Annotated in this window: 13 protein-coding genes; 8 read left to right on the top strand and 5 right to left on the bottom strand. The window is 44.9% G+C overall.

Annotation, left to right across the window (positions count from 1 at the left end; genetic code table 11):
- The first annotated feature begins 126 nt into the window (after nt 1-126).
- The 7 genes from CZ360_RS09165 (at nt 127) to CZ360_RS09130 (ending at nt 7,795) form a co-directional block, all read left to right on the top strand.
- A complete protein-coding gene (locus tag CZ360_RS09165) occupies nt 127-741 on the top strand; it encodes a TetR/AcrR family transcriptional regulator (RefSeq protein ID WP_077533912.1) in 615 nt (204 codons plus the stop codon).
- 108 nt (nt 742-849) lie between these two features.
- Nucleotides 850-2,622: an ABC transporter ATP-binding protein gene (locus tag CZ360_RS09160; protein WP_077533911.1), complete on the top strand. Its 1,773-nt coding sequence runs from the start codon at nt 850-852 to the stop codon at nt 2,620-2,622.
- A gap of 1 nt (nt 2,623) precedes the next feature.
- Nucleotides 2,624-4,357 (top strand): ABC transporter ATP-binding protein, encoded by a 1,734-nt coding sequence (locus CZ360_RS09155; protein ID WP_077533910.1) that lies wholly within the window; start codon nt 2,624-2,626, stop codon nt 4,355-4,357.
- Between the two features lie 404 nt (nt 4,358-4,761).
- Nucleotides 4,762-5,124 (top strand): cysteine-rich VLP domain-containing protein, encoded by a 363-nt coding sequence (locus CZ360_RS09145; protein WP_077533908.1) that lies wholly within the window; start codon nt 4,762-4,764, stop codon nt 5,122-5,124.
- A 367-nt stretch (nt 5,125-5,491) separates the two neighbouring features.
- Nucleotides 5,492-5,839, top strand: a complete 348-nt coding sequence (locus CZ360_RS09140; RefSeq protein ID WP_077533907.1) for a replication initiator protein A — start codon at nt 5,492-5,494, stop codon at nt 5,837-5,839.
- Complete coding sequence (locus CZ360_RS09135; protein ID WP_077533906.1) at nt 5,832-6,080, top strand: hypothetical protein; 249 nt, start codon at nt 5,832-5,834, stop codon at nt 6,078-6,080. Before CZ360_RS09140 ends, CZ360_RS09135 begins: the two co-directional genes overlap by 8 nt.
- A gap of 74 nt (nt 6,081-6,154) precedes the next feature.
- The gene (locus CZ360_RS09130; protein ID WP_077533905.1) at nt 6,155-7,795 is read left to right on the top strand and encodes a recombinase family protein; all 1,641 of its coding nucleotides are present in this window, start codon (nt 6,155-6,157) and stop codon (nt 7,793-7,795) included.
- A gap of 76 nt (nt 7,796-7,871) precedes the next feature.
- Here the strand turns inward: CZ360_RS09130 and CZ360_RS09125 are convergent, their stop codons facing one another.
- Both CZ360_RS09125 and CZ360_RS09120 read right to left on the bottom strand, forming a co-directional pair.
- Nucleotides 7,872-8,624, bottom strand: coding sequence for an EFR1 family ferrodoxin (locus CZ360_RS09125; protein WP_077533904.1), 753 nt, complete (start codon nt 8,622-8,624; stop codon nt 7,872-7,874).
- A 395-nt stretch (nt 8,625-9,019) separates the two neighbouring features.
- Complete coding sequence (locus tag CZ360_RS09120) at nt 9,020-9,886, bottom strand: AraC family transcriptional regulator (RefSeq protein WP_077533903.1); 867 nt, start codon at nt 9,884-9,886, stop codon at nt 9,020-9,022.
- Between the two features lie 174 nt (nt 9,887-10,060).
- Here CZ360_RS09120 and CZ360_RS09115 point away from each other — a divergent pair, with 174 nt between their 5' ends.
- Nucleotides 10,061-11,077: a uroporphyrinogen decarboxylase family protein gene (locus CZ360_RS09115; protein ID WP_077533902.1), complete on the top strand. Its 1,017-nt coding sequence runs from the start codon at nt 10,061-10,063 to the stop codon at nt 11,075-11,077.
- Between the two features lie 455 nt (nt 11,078-11,532).
- On the opposite strand, the gene CZ360_RS09110 is transcribed toward CZ360_RS09115, so the two are convergent.
- Genes CZ360_RS09110 through CZ360_RS09100 form a run of 3 tightly spaced genes read right to left on the bottom strand, consistent with a single transcriptional unit; the run spans nt 11,533 to nt 18,247 of the window.
- Nucleotides 11,533-14,808, bottom strand: a complete 3,276-nt coding sequence (locus CZ360_RS09110) for a DEAD/DEAH box helicase family protein (protein ID WP_077533901.1) — start codon at nt 14,806-14,808, stop codon at nt 11,533-11,535.
- A gap of 3 nt (nt 14,809-14,811) precedes the next feature.
- A complete protein-coding gene (locus tag CZ360_RS09105) occupies nt 14,812-17,955 on the bottom strand; it encodes a site-specific DNA-methyltransferase (protein WP_077533900.1) in 3,144 nt (1,047 codons plus the stop codon).
- On the bottom strand, nt 17,945-18,247 hold the full coding sequence (locus CZ360_RS09100) for a cyclic nucleotide-binding domain-containing protein (protein ID WP_077533899.1): 303 nt from the start codon (nt 18,245-18,247) through the stop codon (nt 17,945-17,947). The genes CZ360_RS09105 and CZ360_RS09100 overlap by 11 nt, the downstream gene beginning before the upstream one ends.
- Between the last annotated feature and the right edge of the window lie 283 nt (nt 18,248-18,530).

Below are 18,530 nucleotides of genomic sequence, written 5' to 3'. Positions count from 1 at the left end.
TCTCTCACCTTGTCCTATCTCCAATGTCTGAAATGCCTCTATGGGTAATTTCCCTCTTGACAGAACCCGCCTCTCGGTATAAAATATAACAGTGATATATAACAGTGTTATAAGGAGGCGAGGGAAATAGACGGAAATCTGACAACCTTAAAACGCATCCATCAAGCAGCAAAAACAGAGTTTTTAGAAAAAGGCTACAAAGACGCTTCCCTGCGGAATATCGTTAAATCTGTCGGCATGACGACGGGAGCCTTTTATGGCTATTACAAAAGTAAAGAAGAACTGTTCGAGGCTTTGGTGGGCGAACATTATGCGTATCTGCTGAACTGCTTTCAAAAAGCACAGACGGAATTTGCCGATCTACCCCACGAGCAGCAGCCGGAGGTTATGGGAGATATTTCCGGCGCTTGCATGTTTGATATGCTCCACTACGCCTATGAACATCTGGAGGAATGTAAGCTGATTCTCTGCTGTTCGGAGGGGACAAAGTTTTCCGGTTTCATCGATGAAATGGTAGAGATTGAAGTGGCAGCGACCCATGCCTATCAGGAGGTCTTGCAGGAGCTTGGACGGCCTTCCCCGCAGATTGACCCTGCGCTGGAGCATATTCTGATTACCGGCATGTTTCATACTTTCTTTGAACTGGTGATTCACGAAATGCCGCTTCAAAACGCAGAAAACTATGTGAAGGAAATGCGGGCCTTCTATACAGCCGGATGGATGAAAATTATGGGGCAGTAACGCCCTGTAATTTTTGCCCGGAGGTTAGCAATAACTAACTTATGAGGATATAAGAAGAATGCGCTTGTGTTCTCTTTATCATAAATAAACGAAAAGGAGGAATCTTCTTTGAAAAAACAATCCAATCTGTCACGGCTGCTTGCAGTTGCAGGCGGCCACAAATACCTGCTCTATGCTTCATGGGTGCTTTCGGCCATCAGCGCCCTTATCGCGTTAGTGCCTTTCTACTACATTTGGAAGGTTATACAGGAAGTGCTGGAGGTTGCGCCGGATTTCAGCCATGCGCAAAACCTGACCCATAACGGCTGGATGGCGGTGCTGTTCGCAGTGATTGCGGTGCTGGTCTACATAGGCGCTCTTATGTGTTCCCACAAAGGGGCGTTTCGCATTGCCACCAACCTGCGCCTGCAAACGATGGAGCATATTGTAAAGCTACCGCTGGGGTTTGCAGAACAATTCGGCAGCGGCAGGCTGCGCAAAATCGTCAATGAATCCAGCGCCGCCACCGAAACCTATCTGGCGCATCAGCTTCCCGACCGTGCCAATGCCATTGCGACACCATGCGGCCTTTTGGTTCTGCTGCTGGTGTTCGACTGGCGGCTGGGGCTTTTGAGCCTTGTGCCGGTTTTGTTGGGCTTTCTGATTATGATGACGATGACCGGGAAGAAAATGCAGGAAAAAATGAAAGAATACCAAAACGCTCTCGATGATATGTCCAATGAAGCGGTGGAGTATGTACGGGGGATTCCCGTTGTGAAAACCTTCGGGCAGACCATATTCTCCTTCAAAAAATTCAAGGATTCCATTGATAGGTATAAGGTGTGGGTGATTGCCTATACCAAGCAGCTCCGAGCACCCATGATGTTCTACACTGCGGCGATCAACGGAGTGTTTGCTGCGCTGATTGCCGGTGCGCTGATTTTTACAGGGGGCGGCGTTACGAAGGATTTCCTGCTGGATTTGATGTTCTACATCATCATCACGCCCATCATCTCCGTCACCCTTACCCGAATCATGTTCCAGAGCGAAAATGCCATGATTGTGGACGACGCTTTGCATAGAATCGACAGTGTATTGAATTTGAACCCTCTTGCAGAAGCAGCACAGCCGGAACACCCAAATGACGCTTCGGTACAGCTTAACCATGTCCATTTCAGTTATGATGGGAAAAACGAGGTCATCAAGGATATTTCCCTTTCCATTCCCGCAGGGCAGACGGTGGCCTTTGTGGGACCTTCCGGCGGTGGCAAGACCACGCTTGCCAATCTGATCTGCCGGTTCTTTGACCCGCAGGACGGGCAGGTGAAGATTGGCGGCGTGGATGTGAAAGACATTCCGAAAGAAGAACTGATGAATACCGTTTCTTTTGTATTCCAGAACAGCCGCCTAATCAAAGCCTCGATTTTGGAAAATGTGCGCATGGGAAAGCCTAACGCAACCCGCGAAGAAATTATGGCCGCGCTCCATAACGCACAGTGCGACGATATTCTGGAAAAGCTGCCGAGGGGCGCGGACACCGTGATAGGGACAAAAGGTGTGTACCTTTCCGGCGGCGAACAGCAGCGGATTGCCATCGCCCGCGTGATGCTGAAAAATGCGCCTATCGTAATCTTAGACGAGGCCACCGCCTTTGCCGACCCGGACAATGAATCCCGCGTACAGGCCGCTTTCTCCAAGCTGTCACAGGGGAAAACGGTGATTATGATCGCCCACCGGCTCTCCACCGTGGCTGGCGTAGACCAAATCTATGTCATTGAGGATGGACAGATCACAGAAAGCGGCAAAAGCTGTGAGCTGTTGGAAAAAGGCGGCGTATTCAGCCGCATGTGGCGGGACTATCAAACTTCTGTTCAATGGAAGGTTGCAAAGGAGGTACAATAAAGTGATTAAAAAACTTCAAAAGAAATATGCCCTTTCCGAGCAGGGGGCGAAGGATCTGGTAAAAGGCTGCCTTGCCTGCGTCCTCCAGAATCTTTCCTTTATGTTTCCCGTTGGGCTTTTATATTTTTTAGTGGCCGATCTGATGAATGGCGGCGTACCCGGTGAAAAAATTATCTTTTATATCATCGGCTGCGTGGTGTGTATCGGCCTGATACTGATTACCACTTACTTTCAGTACAACGCCACCTACTTTACCACCTATACGGAAAGCGGTGTGCGGCGGATTACGCTGGCCGAACGGCTACGGAAGATTCCACTGTCCTTCTTTGGAAAAAAGGATTTGGCGGATCTCACAAGCACCATCATGGCCGACTGCACCTTTTTGGAGCAGAGTTTTTCTCACTTCATTCCCGAACTGGCAGGCTCCATCATCTCCACTGTCTTAATTTCAATTAGCCTTTTTGTATTCGACTGGCGCATGGCGCTGGCGGCGCTTTGGGTTCTGCCGGTGGCCTTTGCCATCGTAGGGTTCTCCGCAAAGGTGCAGGAACGGCTCAATCAGAAAGCGATGGATGTAAAGATGGCCTGCGCGGACGGGATTCAGGAGTGCATTGAGACGGTGCGCGACTTGAAGGCTAACAACGCCGAAGCAGAATACCTGAAAGGCTTGGAAAAGAAAATCCGCGCCGTGGAACACCGCTCCATTCTCAATGAATTTGGGCTGGCGGCCTTTGTGGTGTCCGCGTCACTCATATTAAAGCTGGGAATTGCCACGGTTGCATTGGCAGGCTCTATCCTGCTGATAGGCGGTAGCCTTGATGTGCTGACCTTCTTCATGTTCCTGCTTGTCGTATCAAGGCTTTACGACCCGCTGCAAGGGGCGCTGCAAAATCTGGCGGCGGTTATCAGCACGCGCACCAATATCGCCCGTATGAATGAAATCCTCGACCATCCGATTCAGCAGGGAGAAAGCACGCTCAACAACAAGGGATATGATATTACCTTCGACCATGTAGGCTTTGCTTACAACACGGGAGAAACCGTATTGAAGGATGTTTCCTTTACCGCAAAGCAGGGCGAAGTCACGGCATTGGTGGGACCTTCCGGCGGCGGCAAAACGACAGTTTCCCGTCTGGCAGCAAGGTTTTGGGACGTGAGCCGGGGGAAAATCACCGTGGGAGGCATGGACATTTCCAAGATTGACCCGGAGGCGTTGCTTTCCCTGTTCTCCATTGTGTTTCAGGATGTTACCCTGTTTGATAATACAATCTTGGAGAATATACGGATTGGGAATAAGGACGCAACCGACGAACAGGTTTTGGCCGCTGCAAAACTTGCCAATGTGGATGAATTTGCTGAAAAGCTGCCGGAGGGCTGGCATACTAACATCGGGGAAAACGGCTGCGAGCTTTCCGGTGGGGAACGGCAGCGGATTTCCATCGCCCGGGCTTTCTTGAAAAACGCCCCGATTATCCTTTTGGACGAGGCAACCGCTTCCCTCGATGTGGAGAATGAAACCTTGATTCAAACGGCCCTCTCCCGTCTGATTGCGGATAAGACGGTACTGGTGATCGCCCACCGGATGCGCACCGTAGCCGGAGCAGACAAAATCGTGGTGCTCTCCGAAGGAAGCGTGGCAGAAGAAGGCGTACCGAAAACATTGTTGAAGCAAAACGGCTTATATGCCCGAATGGTGAAGCTACAGACGGAGAGCCAGAATTGGAAGCTGGCGTAAAGTCTTTATTTCTTCCAGTTTTATTATCTGCCGCATCGGCTATAAATTTGAAATCTGAGGAATACCATCATGGCTTTCATAAGCCATGATGGTATTTTTTTGTGGAAACGCCTACAAAAACACCCTTCAAAATGTCACGGCTAATAGAAGGATATTTTTTTGAATTTTCCAATGAGAACCCCGAAAAAAACCTCAAAAATGAAATGAATATTAGAGTGATATTTTTGTGTTTACCAGTGCAACAATCCCCCGAAAAATGTACGGATATATGAAAGGTATTCTGAGTCATTTCAAATTTATTTTCAAAAGGGGGTGTCATTTTGCTTTCAAAATGTACGGATAGATAGGGAGAGTTTTTTACAGTCTGAAAGGAGGTGCTGGAAATCAAAGAGAAAATCCCCATCATGACCTATTCCCAGTACCGCAGGGCAAGAAAGCTGGTCCATCAGTGCTGCAACTATGAGAATGGGAACTGCCTCGCTCTTGACGATGGAGAAGAATGCGTCTGTGTGCAGAGCATTTCCTACTCCCTGCTGTGCAGGTGGTTTCGCGTCGCTGTCCTGCCTTTGGATGAACCTCTGGCGGCTGCTTTGCTTTATCGAAAAGAGCAGAAACGGTGTGCTGTCTGCGGCCAGCCATTCCTTCCCGGTTCCAACCGGGCGAAATACTGTAAGTCCTGTGCCGTTGTCATTCACCGCAGGCAGAAAACAGCCAGCGACCGGAAAAGGCGGGCTGCCTGCGGACAATTAGAGGCGAAAAGGCCTTGATTCTGCGGGTTTTGCAAGCGCCGGTCAACGGGATAGAGGGATAAATCCCTTATGCCCGCCCAGAACGAGCTTTTAATTGTCCGCACAGGCCTTTGACCTAAACGGGATTTCCCCGGACAGGCGGCAAGCTGAGTACATATAGGATCCCGCTATATTTTGTCCGCCTCAACGGGAATATCCAGGATTGGTTTTTCAGAATGTGGCAAAGCTGACGCTCTGGAGCGCCCATATCCTATATTTCAGTCCGTGGCTCTCCCGCCTCTCAGACAGTCCGGATTTAGACGGTAGTTAATAAAAAAGAGTTAAATACAAAATAGTCAATATCAATCTATCTATCACAGCGATGGATGGATAGGAAGGAGGATTTATGATTCCATACAAAACAGATACGGAAATTTCGTCTTACATCATTTTTCCACGGTTCCTTATCTCTCTGGATTTATCCAATGACGCCAAGGTGCTGTACGCCCTGCTTCTGGACCGGGCGGGGATTTCCAGAAAGAAAGGCTACATCGAAGCGGATGGGACCATCCGCCTGTACTTTACTGTGGAGGATGCCAAAGCGAAACTTCGCCGAAGTAGGCAGGTGGCAACGCGGGCGTTTCACGAACTGGAATCCTGCGGTCTGATCTTCCGCCGGAAACAGGGTCTTGGCAGGCCAGCTATTATCACATTGAATTTACCTGTTGACAAAAGGAGGGACGCCAATGATTGATGAACAAAAGCTGTATGAGATGCTGAAAGACTTTGACCCTGCCGTGGGGGAACGGATGGAAAAACATTTCAGGGACGGAGCGTTTTATTTTGACCTTGGCGGCAGCAGCTATCCCTTTTTTGAGGGGAATACCGTCTACACGGTCATTCCCCACTTTGCGGAAAAAGGCTCGGAAGGGATCGTGAAAAAACTGAAGCGGCTGATGGAAAAAGATTTGAAAGAGAAAGAACCGGAAAGATAGCTGCAAAAAGCCAATCGGAGCGTTATAATAAGGGCAACCGTTTACTTGGCTGCCTGAACAGAAAGGAGAAGCAAATGAACCAGCAGCCAGAAAAAATTACCGCATTATACTGCCGCTTGAGCCAGGACGACGCCCTGGACGGGGAAAGCAATTCCATTACCAATCAGAAAACCCTGTTGAGCAAATACGCCGCCGACTATGGATTCCGGAATACCCGGTTCTTTGTAGACGATGGATTCTCAGGGACCAGCTTTCAGAGGCCGGGATTTCAGGAGATGATGCGATATGTGGAGGATTACAGCGTATCCGCTGTGATTGTCAAAGACCTGTCCCGGCTGGGCAGGGAGTATTCCTACATGGGGCGGCTTCAGGATTTCATCTTTCCCGCTTATGACGTCCGCTTTATCGCCATCAACGACGATGTGGACAGCGCCAAAGGGGAAAACGATTTTGCAGTGTTCAAAAATGTATTTAACGACTACTACGCCAAGGATACCAGCAAGAAAATCCGGGCGGTGGTAAAGATGCGAGGCGAAGCCGGGGAGCATATCGCCAGCAACCCGCCCTATGGGTATATAAAAGACCCGCGGGACAAGAAGAAATGGATCGTGGACGAAGAAGCGGCAAAGGTGGTGCAGCGTATCTTCAACCTCTGCATTGCGGGGAAAGGCCCCATGCAGATTGCTAAAATCCTCACAGCCGATAAGGTACCGACCGTTACCGCCTATCACGCAAGGCAGAAAGGCTGGGCTATGCCGGAGAATCTTTATCAGTGGTGTGCCAAATCTGTTGCCGGGATGTTGGAGCGGCGGGAGTATACGGGCTGTACCGTGAACTTCAAGACCTATACCAAGTCCCTGAAATTCAAAAAGCGGATGGAAAACCCGGTTGAGAACCAGAAAGTCTTTGAGGACACTCAGCCTGCCATCATTGAGAAAGTCCAGTGGGAACGGGTACAGGAACTGCGGAAGAATAAACGCAGGCCGACAAAAACAGGAAGGACCAGCATGTTCTCCGGCCTTCTCTACTGTGCCGACTGCGGAGCCAAGCTGTATTTCTGCACCTGCAGCACCTACAAGGACGACAGCCAGAATCATTTCGTTTGCTCCAACTACAAGAGCAACACCGGCTCCTGTAAAATCCACTATATCCGGGAACAAGTACTTTACCGGATTGTGCTGGAGACCATCCAGCGGACATTGAGTTACGTCCGTATGTTCCGGAAGGATTTCAAGCTGGAAATGCTGGCGCAGGATGAGGAAAGCCGCAAGGCGGAACTGGCGGAAAAGCAGAAAGCCCTCTCTGGAGCAAAAAAGCGGATGGAGGATTTGGACCGGATTATCCAGCACATCTATGAGGACAATGTGCTGGGCAAGCTATCCGACAGCCGGTACTTAAAATTATCCCGCCAATATGAGAAGGAGCAGGCAGAGCTTGAACAGCTTGCCTCTGTACTGAAACGAGAAATTGAAGCACAGGCCGGGCAGGTTTCCGATGTGAACGAGTTTCTGAAACTGGTGGACAAGTATCTGGATATTCCGGAACTTGACGCTGCCATTCTCAATGGGCTTGTGAGAAAGATTGTGGTACACAGTCCGGTAAAGGAGAATGGAAGAAAGCAGGTGCGAATCGACCTGTATTTCACCTATGTGGGACAAATCCGTATCCCCTTGAAGATTGGAAGGGAGTCCCTAAACGAATCGGAACCGGCGTGACTTAACACGCCGGTTCCTGCCAAATTTCTTTTTACTTCCTTATGGGACGCTGCCTAATACGGGACAGCCTTTTTTATTAGACGTCTTTTTTACAGATATACCGGGGCAGCCCTTGGCTATGCTTTCCGTACTCAATCGCTTCTGTTGGACATCGGCAGATACACGCCATGCAGTGTGTGCAATGATTTCCCCATGCAGGCTTTCCGTTTTCAATATGCACATTATTAAGAGGACAAACACTGACGCATTTGCCGCAGGAAATACAGGCATCCGTAGTATAAAATTTCTTTGCGTGAACCATCGTCGGATAGAAAAATTCATTCACTATACCACTAATTATTTTATCTCCGAAAGAAATATCTGCTTGAGGAAACACTTCTCCTTGCTTAATACAAATCGCAGCCTGATCAATTACGCTTTCTGCCTGATCAATGATCTGTAAGGCTGTTTCTTCATTTGGCGTGGAGAACAGCGCAATATAATTTTCCGGCATCACGATTTCCATACACCCAGAATAATTCATTTTCTTTTTGAGGCAAAGCTTTTCCAGATATTTCCCTGCATTTCCGATATTTTCGCCGCAGGTCATTACAAAATAAATATTCTTATTTCCGTTAAGAGGCGTCTGCTCCAACCATTTCTGTACAATGCGAGGGATTCTCCATGCATAGGTGGGAGTCACCACTACCCAAGGATTTTCCGAAGATATTTCTGAAAAATCATGATTTCTGATTTTTTCAAAAAGGTTTATCGTTTCATCGCCTGTTTCTTTCCCGATTCTTTTGGCTGTATATTCGCTATTTCCTGTTCCTGAAAAATAAATAATCATCAATTGATCCTCCTATTCTGCAAACATTATGTATCTGTTACGATACAGCTCTTCTTTTTAGATGAGAAAAAATGATTCCATGGCAGCATCCCGCGGTATTCCAGAATGAGGAAAGAACTAAATAATCTGCTTATCCAGTAAAAACTTTTCAAACAAACAAAAAAGAGGCGCATTGTGATTCTCTGTCACGATGTAAATGAATCCGGATCCCGTTCTTAATAAACGTGACGAAAGGTAATAAACCAGTTTTACACTCTTAGAGAATATTTTTGCTTTCACTTTTTTCCATTTTTGATAGGTTTTCTTTTTGCGCTGCTAAAACCTTGTCATTCTGGTTCAGGCATCAATTCGGTAATAATCCGAAAAAAATCAAAATATAGAATGATAATGATCATTTAGACTGAGTAATATTTCCTAAAATCAAGCGGTGTAAGGTGATAGTGACCTGTAAAAATTTTGATAAAGTAGGAGGTATTCGGTATACCTACATTTTCTCCAATAATGCTTACCGGCAAACCGGTATTGATCAGCAGATTAGCCGCCAGGGAAAGCCGCATCGTATTAATATAATGAACGCAGGTAGTTCCGGTATGCTTTTTAAAATATCTTAAGAAATGGTAACGGCTGTATCCTGCCACAGCCGCAAGTTCATCCACAGTTATTTTTTGGATCAGATGATCACCGATATAGCTGATGATGTCTTTGATGCTATTTGAATCCGTTGAGCCTGCTCTAGCCAATGATTGGTAAAGCTTATTTTTAATAAGATTTCCATATATTTTGCAAAGCTCGCTCTGTATCAAAAAGGAGTTTTCGTCACTGTCATAAAGATTCCACTCGGCAAGCCGATCGATAGCTGCTGATATCTCCGGATAATCTTCTGCTTTGATAATAGGGGTGAACATCAATTCCTCGTTCTCAAACGGCTGAATGAATTTTTTTGTTATTTCTGGCATCATAGGATTTTTCAACGTATCCAGGCTGAATTGAACTACACGACAGGAGAGCGGAAATCGTTGATCCACCTTACCATAGTGCAGCATCTGCGGCGAAATAATAACGATATCGCCATCACCAACCTGATAGCTCACTGAATTGATAGCGTAATTTCCTATGCCGCCGGACAACTTCAACAGTTCAACCTCCTTGTGCCAATGAAGTCTAAAATATTCGTAATCGCTGCCCATAACCGTATCAAAAATTTTAACGGGCTGTCCCTGGCCAAGCTGAGAAATCTGCTCATAAAACATTAAATGTTCCATAAAATATAATCCTTATTATAAAAAACAGCACGATCGTATTATTTTATTGCAACTATTGCAGTACATTTTATATTTTAGCCAATTATAATAAAAATGTAAAGCAAAATAGAATCTATTACAATAAGGAAAGGATTTTTCATACTGTATTAGCGGTATGAGAGAAGAGCACAAGCTATGTTCAGACCTGAAAATAGAAAACCGGATTTTAGGAATAATATGGAGGTGGTATTAAATCGCGGTATCCCATCACGTCCAACCCTTTTTGAATTTTTTCTTAATGACAGACTCTATAACAAACTAGTGGATAAACCAGAAGGCTTGAGTAATATCGAACGCATTGTACAGGCCTTTAATAGTGCAGGCTATGATTATGCCACAGTACACCCTACTGATTTTTCCTTTGCGCCGCCTCATCACGCCCAGGATAAAACAATCTCTATCAATGAAGGGATTATTGCTGATAGGGCCGCCTTTGACCAATTTCACTGGAAAAATCCAGAAGATTATTCACTAGAAGAATATCTGAAAATACCGGAATATCTGCCAGATGGTATGAAAATAATACCTTATGGTCCTTCAGGAGTTCTGGAAAACGCTGTAGACCTGATGGGCTACGAAAATCTCTGTATGATGATTTACGATGACGAACAGCTGGTCTACGATTTGTTTGAAAAGGTTGGAACGACTTTGCTTAAGTATTACGATATGGCCATACATAATGATTTCGTAGGCGCTGTAATCTCTAACGACGACTGGGGTTTTAACAAGCAGACTATGCTCTCCCCCGCTGATATGCGGCGTTTCGTATTCCCTTGGCATAAGGCGATAACAGATTTGTGCCATAAGGCAGGCAAACCAGTTATCCTTCACTCCTGCGGCAATTACGATGCAATCATCGATGATATCATCAACGACATGAAATATGACGCTCGTCATTCTTATGAGGATAATATCACCCCAGTGGAACAGGCCTACCAAGCTTTACAAGGTCAGATTGCCGTTTTAGGCGGTATAGATATGAATTTTATGGTCACCAAAACTCCTGAAGAGATAACGGCCAGGGCTGAGTCCCTTATCGCTGAAGGGATGAAACACGGAGGCTATGCCCTAGGAACGGGAAATAGTGTTCCCGAATATATTCCAGATGAACATTACTTTGCTATGGTGAAAGCCGCTTTCAGGGAATACTAGTCCGTACAAAATTATGAAATAGTAGGAAAAGTCTCTCAGACCTATTGAAGCAAATAAGCGCAGCGGCTGGAACTATCTTTGTCAATGCTCACATCAGCCTTACCAATTTACCATCCAAGTTCTGTGTGAAACACAGACTTTTAAAGGATAAAGACATATTTGGCACGATAGTTCAAAATTTTCATACTGAAATGGAATTAAAATGGATGCGACAAGCAAAGAATCAATCAACTTATAAAATCGTCCGTTATTTCGCGCGATAACATAAGCGCTTGTAGAGCAAATAATCTGAAGAATAGCGGTAACAGGAATTGTTACCAGAATATTTATACCACAACTACCAACTGTATTTCTATAGATTTTACTGTACAATTCGTCTTCGTCCGAAAAAACTGTATCGCCAACAAAATGATATAACAAAGCCGGCAGGTGGAGTAATCCATCTGCCGGCTTTGTTATTGCTGTAGGATTTTATTGATCATCAGCTCAACACATTCGCTGTTATCCAAAGTATAAACATTGTGTGCTTCACGATATGCGCGATCTGCATCTACCTGTGGTGTACTCCACCACATTCTCAAATCTGAGGATTTGGTTCCGGACATGATGAATGAATTTAGGATGACAGTTTTACCGTCAGCTGTGGGAGCAAGTCTTTTCTCCAAATCCTTGATGGTTTTATAAAATTCTACCTTAGGATCATCGGGACGAATATGCATCAATCCCTTCGGGTCTATAAAGGAAATGTATTGCTTGTCATCAGTGTCAATCCACAGAATATAGTCGGGATAGAAATTACCTACTACAAAGAATCCCATACCAACTTTGCTCTTATTGCGGAGCAAGTACAACGATTTTCCTTCCAGCTCGCTGCTGTGGCTTTCCACGTATTCTTTCAAGTAATCCACAAACACCATTTCATCGGTGTTAAGTGCAACAGGAGACACTTGAATTTCTAGATTGCTCTTTTCTAAGCAAATCAGTGGTGCGTAAAGATGCGATCTAAAATCGAACATCACCATTCTGCCATGGAAGGAATCTTTCTTGTAGACATCTAATCCATTGTTTGTCTGAAGGATTGTAGATATCTCCGATATGTAGCTTTCCAATTCATCGCCGGTGGTATCCAACGGATGCTGCTGCGCGTAGGTGATAGTGTATTCATCCACAAAGTTGCTGTCGTCAGCATCCAGAATCGCATATTCCAGCATCGATGCTTCCCAACGTTCCTTCTCATATTTGAAGAACTTATCCATATAGGATTTCAGCGCCATGATTGCATAATCTGTTGCCGCCTCCAGCTTTGCGAGCGTATTGATTTCCAAATGATGCTTAGGAATCAATAACACATACCAGCCTTCTGTTCGAAGTATTTCCAGCAATTTGTCTGCCACAACGCTGATATTATAGTATCGCTTTTCGCTCTTGTATTGCTGCAATTCTTCAAAAATGCGTTGCATATCCAAAATCGGCAAAATGTTTGTAGGGAGGACGTGTTCTTCTGGCATGGCTTCAATTTTGAAGCTGAAGGTGGAATCGATGGATTGAATTTTGCTGCGGCAATCAATGACTGTTTTGCTCTTGAGCAGATATCTTAGGAATCCCTGATCGGGCTTATCCAAAATCAATCTGCCAGCTTGCTGCTTGAAATCAGCTCCATCTTTAACCTTAATTACGTAGAGTTTCGTTCCCTGTATCTCTTTGAAACGACTAATTACCGGCAAGCGCAATTTATGGACGGTTTCATTGGTTGGCGTTCCTTCTTGCTCCAGATAGCTCTTGAATTCTTCCATGTACTGCGCCTTAACACCAAATATGGTAAGTGTTTCAAGCAGTTCAATGTGCTTAGGCGGTTTTACACTTGCGTCTAATTTTCTTGAACGCTTCAAACATCCTTCGTAGCCTTTCAAACGAATACCGCGTCCAAAAAGCTGAATTGCTTGAGAGCCTTCGCCTTTGGCAAAATTGATAAGACCCATCGTAGATACACGCCAGCTATTCCAGCCTTCCGTAAATTTACGAGACCCTATCAGCATTTTGATTTTAGAATTTTTAGCGTTTATGCTACGGAACAGGGAATCCGAAACGAATTCTTCTGTACTGACAATAATGCCCTTCTGCTCGCAGTTTTTCAGCAGCCCTGATGTGTCACCAATATTAATGACACCGAAGTAATCGCCGTATTCGCCAACCTTCAGTCCGATTTCACCGGATATCTGCCGAATGTTCTCCATTCTCAAGCGAGGTTCGTCCGCATTTCCGTCAGTATTGAATACAACATGGAGGATGTCTGCAAACATAACAGCAGGATCAATATCGTTGTCAAAAATGTCCTGCAATGCTCGGAAATCTCCGTAGAACAAGTCTTTGCCGGAAGCGTCGTACAGACCGGTGTCCTCGTTTATTACAGCGCGGATATTCTCAATTGCTTTTGCACGATTGCTTAGGAAGGTGTTAAGGAACAACAGAACTTCTTCCACATCGGTCAGCAAATTCTTTTCCGCCTGCGTCAAATTACTACTCTTTACCGGTGCAGTAACGCGGTTGCCCACAAATACCAGCAACGGCTTTTCGATGTGGAATTCACGCAAAGTGTCCGACTGGGTTTCGAACACCTTTATCTGCTGATAGAATGACAATAAGCATCCCACTAAATACAGATGGCGCTGTTCCTCAACAATACTTTTTTGTAGGTTATAAATTCGATAATCTTTTCCGTATCCGTCACTATAGAAGTACTTATAGGAATAGTCCATGATGATAGACTTTCCGTATTCCTCCATGAGCGCACGCTCATCCTTAGCCTTCTGTGTGTTGCCTGTGGCGCTGGCGTTTAATGCCTGCTTGAAGGTAGCAGAGTATTCAAACGCAAATCCTTCAGCAGATAGACGGGTACGATAATCATACCAAACGTCACCAGAAAGGCCACGGTGGCCTTCGTCCACCAACACAAGGTTGTTCTGTTCAAAGCTGTCGACGGATACAGTCTTAACTTTGCCTTCTTCCTTCAACTTGTTCATGTCAATAACGATTACGTCGTCACGACGGGTAGCGAAGCCGCGATCCTTTTCGAACATGGCTGCCGGAATAGAGGACAGTGCCAATTCTTCCAAATGCTGTTTGCTCATGCCCTCGTTCGGTGCCAACACAATGATCTTATTAATGCTAAGCTTGCTGTTTAACCGTTTGGCGCGTTTGAAATAGTGAAGGAATTGCAGAATGTTCAGGTGCATAATCAGCGTTTTGCCGCTGCCGGTTGCACACATGAATGCCAGTTTATTTAGTTTATCTACGGTGTATGGCTGAAAATCAATGAGACCAAGGGATTCGTTTTTCTTTTCCTGCAACCATGCGTTTAGGTCTGAGCAGAATATGTCAGCGCCGGAAAAGTACCGATCCAGATACATTTCTGTAAAAAGCAGCGCAACATACTGAAAATACTTCCATCTTAAGCCGCCGCGCTTTTCTCCGATTTGTCTGGTGTGACGGCAAATGTTTTCGTCATAAAGGCGTAGTTTCTCCGGGGTAACCGCTGCGCCTCTCATTTTGCAGATGCGGGAGAGATAATCACAGAAATAGGTGTTGCCGCTTTCATCGACGCCTTCATATTCGGTGCTGTTCAGCTTCTCGCTAAGTCCGCTAAGGGAATCAATTTTCAACTCGTGCAGGAAATAACGAAATAGCACCAATTGGTCATCAAAGGAGGCTTGTTGTGTGGTTCGTTTTGTCACGGTTTACACCTCCTCAAACATGCGCTTCTTGAATTCGATTTCGGTTACCTGTACCTTCCAGCCATCGCCGGCGCCGCGCAGATTTTCCAAATTATTATCGCCATTAACGAAAATTACATCGTATTTGCGATCCTGTGCGTTCTTGCGATAGGTGGTGAAATAGGCATCCAGTGCTGCGTTGGAAGCAATGATGTCCTCTGTCACAGTGCGCCAAATCACCAATGCACGACGTCCGTCGGGAAGGGTACCCTCGATCTGGCGGAAAGCATACTGCCCGCTGATATCGCTGACTAAGTCCACTGCGCCTTCATAAGCAGGTGTTTCTGCCGGTTTGCTGAGATAATAGGAAATAGCGCTCTGCCAATTCACAGTCAAACCAATCAGGTAGTTGAAGGTTTCACATAGGTCGATGCCGTGCTCTTTGCACTCATTTTTCTCAGTGATCTTCATGGTATAGGCAAAAGGATTCGAGAATGCTTCCACATCCAGCAAACTGCCCCGGCTCTCCAGGTCTACCATGTAGTGAATCAGATAATCCTCGCCCAACAGAGCTGCCAGCTGTCCGCCATCATCAGAGAGCTCGATGTTGGACAATGCGTCCTCGTAGCTTTCCAGACGAATATATTTGATAATCTGAGTTATGCCCTTATCTCTCTGCTTCGGTAATCCATCTTTCCATTCGGGCGCATATACTACTTTTTTAATACGCGGCCTGGTTACTATCTCGAAATACTCTCCCATTTCTATTAATATATACTTTTTGGCATTTTCGTTGTTTCTATTGTCGCTGATGACCGCATGACCAGTTGTACCAGAACCAGCAAAAAAGTCCAGCACAATATCATCGGGTTCTTTGGCTGCTTTAGATAAAATCGTATCATAGAAAGAAACTGCATGACAATATGGGAATGAAAGACCCATCTTTTTCAAATCAGTGGTTCCTTTCTTGGACTCGTAAATGACAGAATTCAGTTGCTTTTTGGTTGCTGTGGACAAATACATTTTGTATCGAGGCTGAACGGTCTCGTCATCACCAAAGATAATATCGCCCTTATCTATCATTTTTTGCAAAGTTTCTGGCTTTCGAGAAAAACCATTATATGGAACCGGACACGGTTTTTTAGTAACAGGATGAATGAGCGGACGATGGAATTTCTCGTCTGCTCTATATTCCGGAGCACGGAGGCTAACACTCTGGTAAATACGTCCATCGTCAGAAATATTTGAATATGCCTTGTCGCCTCTTTCGATTTCGGCATTTGCACTTAGCCAGGAACGATATTCCGCTCTCACGTGGTCGTCCACGACACCTTTATTTGCTTTAATCAGCTCCTCCGCTTTTTTCAACATGGCTTTTGCACTTTCCGGATTAATGCTAATAGTTATATCATCGGGGCTAAACCATGTTAAATATTCGTGCTGAGTTGCTATACCATGTCCACCAGTCATGGGATTTTTCTTGTCCCACACAACAGTACCAAGATTAATCAGGCTTTTGTTTTGGAATAAATACCACAGGTTCTCATACTCATTTTCATCGATATGGCAAATAAACGATGCTTCGTGAGAAAGGAATGGAATAGCCGCATTTATTCTATTGTCCATCATAGACATCCAACTGGAATGCCTGTAATTATTTTTGTATAAGAATCCGCTGGTATCAGTGTTATATGGAGGGTCGATATGAATGCATTTTATACGCCCCCTGAAAGTCGTATCAAGAAGAGCGAGTGCTTGAATATTATCTCCTTGAACCATCAATCCACTTGTTTGTTCGCTTAAATCAGGAATGCTCTCCAGCAATGTATATTTGAAGGTGCTTGAGAAATGTTTAGTATCGATGATAAGATTCTTGTTTTGGCGCAGAAATTCAACAGTAGGAGGATTGCTCCAACCTTCCGCTTCATCAATGGCATACATAGAAATCCATTCGTCTATTTGCGCTTTGTTTGCGATGATTTCCGACCAGAATGCTTCGGCAATTTTATCCAGCGTAATACACCAGTTAGTTTCTACAACGAATTTTTTCTTCAACCATAGCTTTTTCTGAAAATCTTCAATTTGTGCAAGAAAGTCGATGATAATCTTACCAATACGTTTTATTGTTTTGATTTTTGCAAGATATGTTTCCACGCGTGCTTCGCTGCCTGTGTCCAAATCCTCAAGGTGCATAACTTCACTCTTGATGAAGAAATCCAGCTCGCGAGTGAGGAATCCGCGTAAATCTTTATGGATGAAATAATCAAAGGTGTTTTTCGCTACATAGCCTTTCAGGTGCTTCTCCAGCAGTGTGGTAGTTTCCTTGCCTTTGCCGGTTGGAAGTGGTGAAAGCAAGCCGATGAGCTCTGCATCGCGCAGTGACAGAAGCCATTTCTGGATGGCGTCGTAATTTTCTTCGGCATATTTACGTTTCTTATCTTCCGGAATATCATATATAAAGCGTATCACGATTTCACGCGCTTCTGCATCATATTCGAACGTCTTGATGCCTGGATAGTTTTCTTCATCTTCGGTAAAGAGCATAAAGACACGCTTATTGTCCTTACCTTCTTTATTGTTATTCTGCTCGGTTGTTGCATCAACCAAGCGGAAATGGACAGAAATTCCGTCAAAAACGAATGTGTAATCTTTGAAGTTTTCGCTTGTCTTAATGTAATATTGATCCTGATTTGCCCAGTACAATTTTACTTCTTCGCCCTCATAGGGGATGGCATACACGCCTTCTTTGTAACGACGCTTAGAAATGAAATCGCCTTCTTCGTAATAACGGTTAAAGAAGGAATAAAGAGCAGAGTACACATCAGTCTCAAGTGCTGCAAGGTCAGCTCCTTCTGCAAGCTGTTTTTGAAGTGCAATATATTTCTGCTTCATAGGTGCAGTTTCAGACAGAGCATCAATTGTCATGTCCATTCCTGCAACATTTTCCTCAATCTGTGTCATCTGTGTACGGATTTCCTCTTTCCTGCCCTGAGCAAAAGGTGCTAAGGTTTCCTGTACCATCTGCGGCAGACGCTCCGTCAAGAATGTTTCAATCTGTGTCTTGCGGAGGTTCATAACACGATAAATACCAAAATCAAGATCAGATTTATCGAGTTCGAAAATCTCCTTCAATAATTTTGTAAAGCGATCCAATCTCTCATTTGCCATTTTCGTTTCCTCCAACTATTTTATCTATTTCTTGCATAGCGGCAATTACGGCTTGACCGGCATTGGTGATGCGGTATTTGCCTCTTTTTTTATATGGGGTAAGGCACCCTGAATCACATAAGGATTTCATCCATTTATTAATGGTTACTGGACTGCATTGAAGTTCCTGTACCAAATCGTTCTGCGAAAACGGAACCACAGGGCCATCTCGCGTATCTGTTTGGCGCTCCGCGAGCCACGAGAGCAGAGCGTATTCTTTTGAAGCAAAGATATTTGCTGAAATTGTTGTCACAGGAGCACCTCCAATCATTACAGTAAATTATAGTGTTTTGATATGAAATATGATTTTATTATAGTACAATAAAGTGCAATGTCAAGAGGTGCGCAAAAAATTCATAAATAGTTTCATATTGCTTCGTATAATAAAAAGACCATCCACGTCAAGCTTTTGCTTGATCATGACGGATCTTTTCTGTTTTTGCATCATAATCCCACCTCCTTGGATCGTATCACTTTAGAAACCAAAAGCGTAATTACAGCAAGCAACACTACCATAATAACTGATGCAGCCTGCC

The sequence above is a fragment of the Massiliimalia massiliensis genome (assembly GCF_900155615.1).
Lineage (GTDB): Bacteria > Bacillota > Clostridia > Oscillospirales > Ruminococcaceae > Massiliimalia > Massiliimalia massiliensis.
The sequence above is the reverse complement of the archived record's forward strand: the minus strand, read 5'-3'. Positions and strand labels throughout refer to the sequence as shown.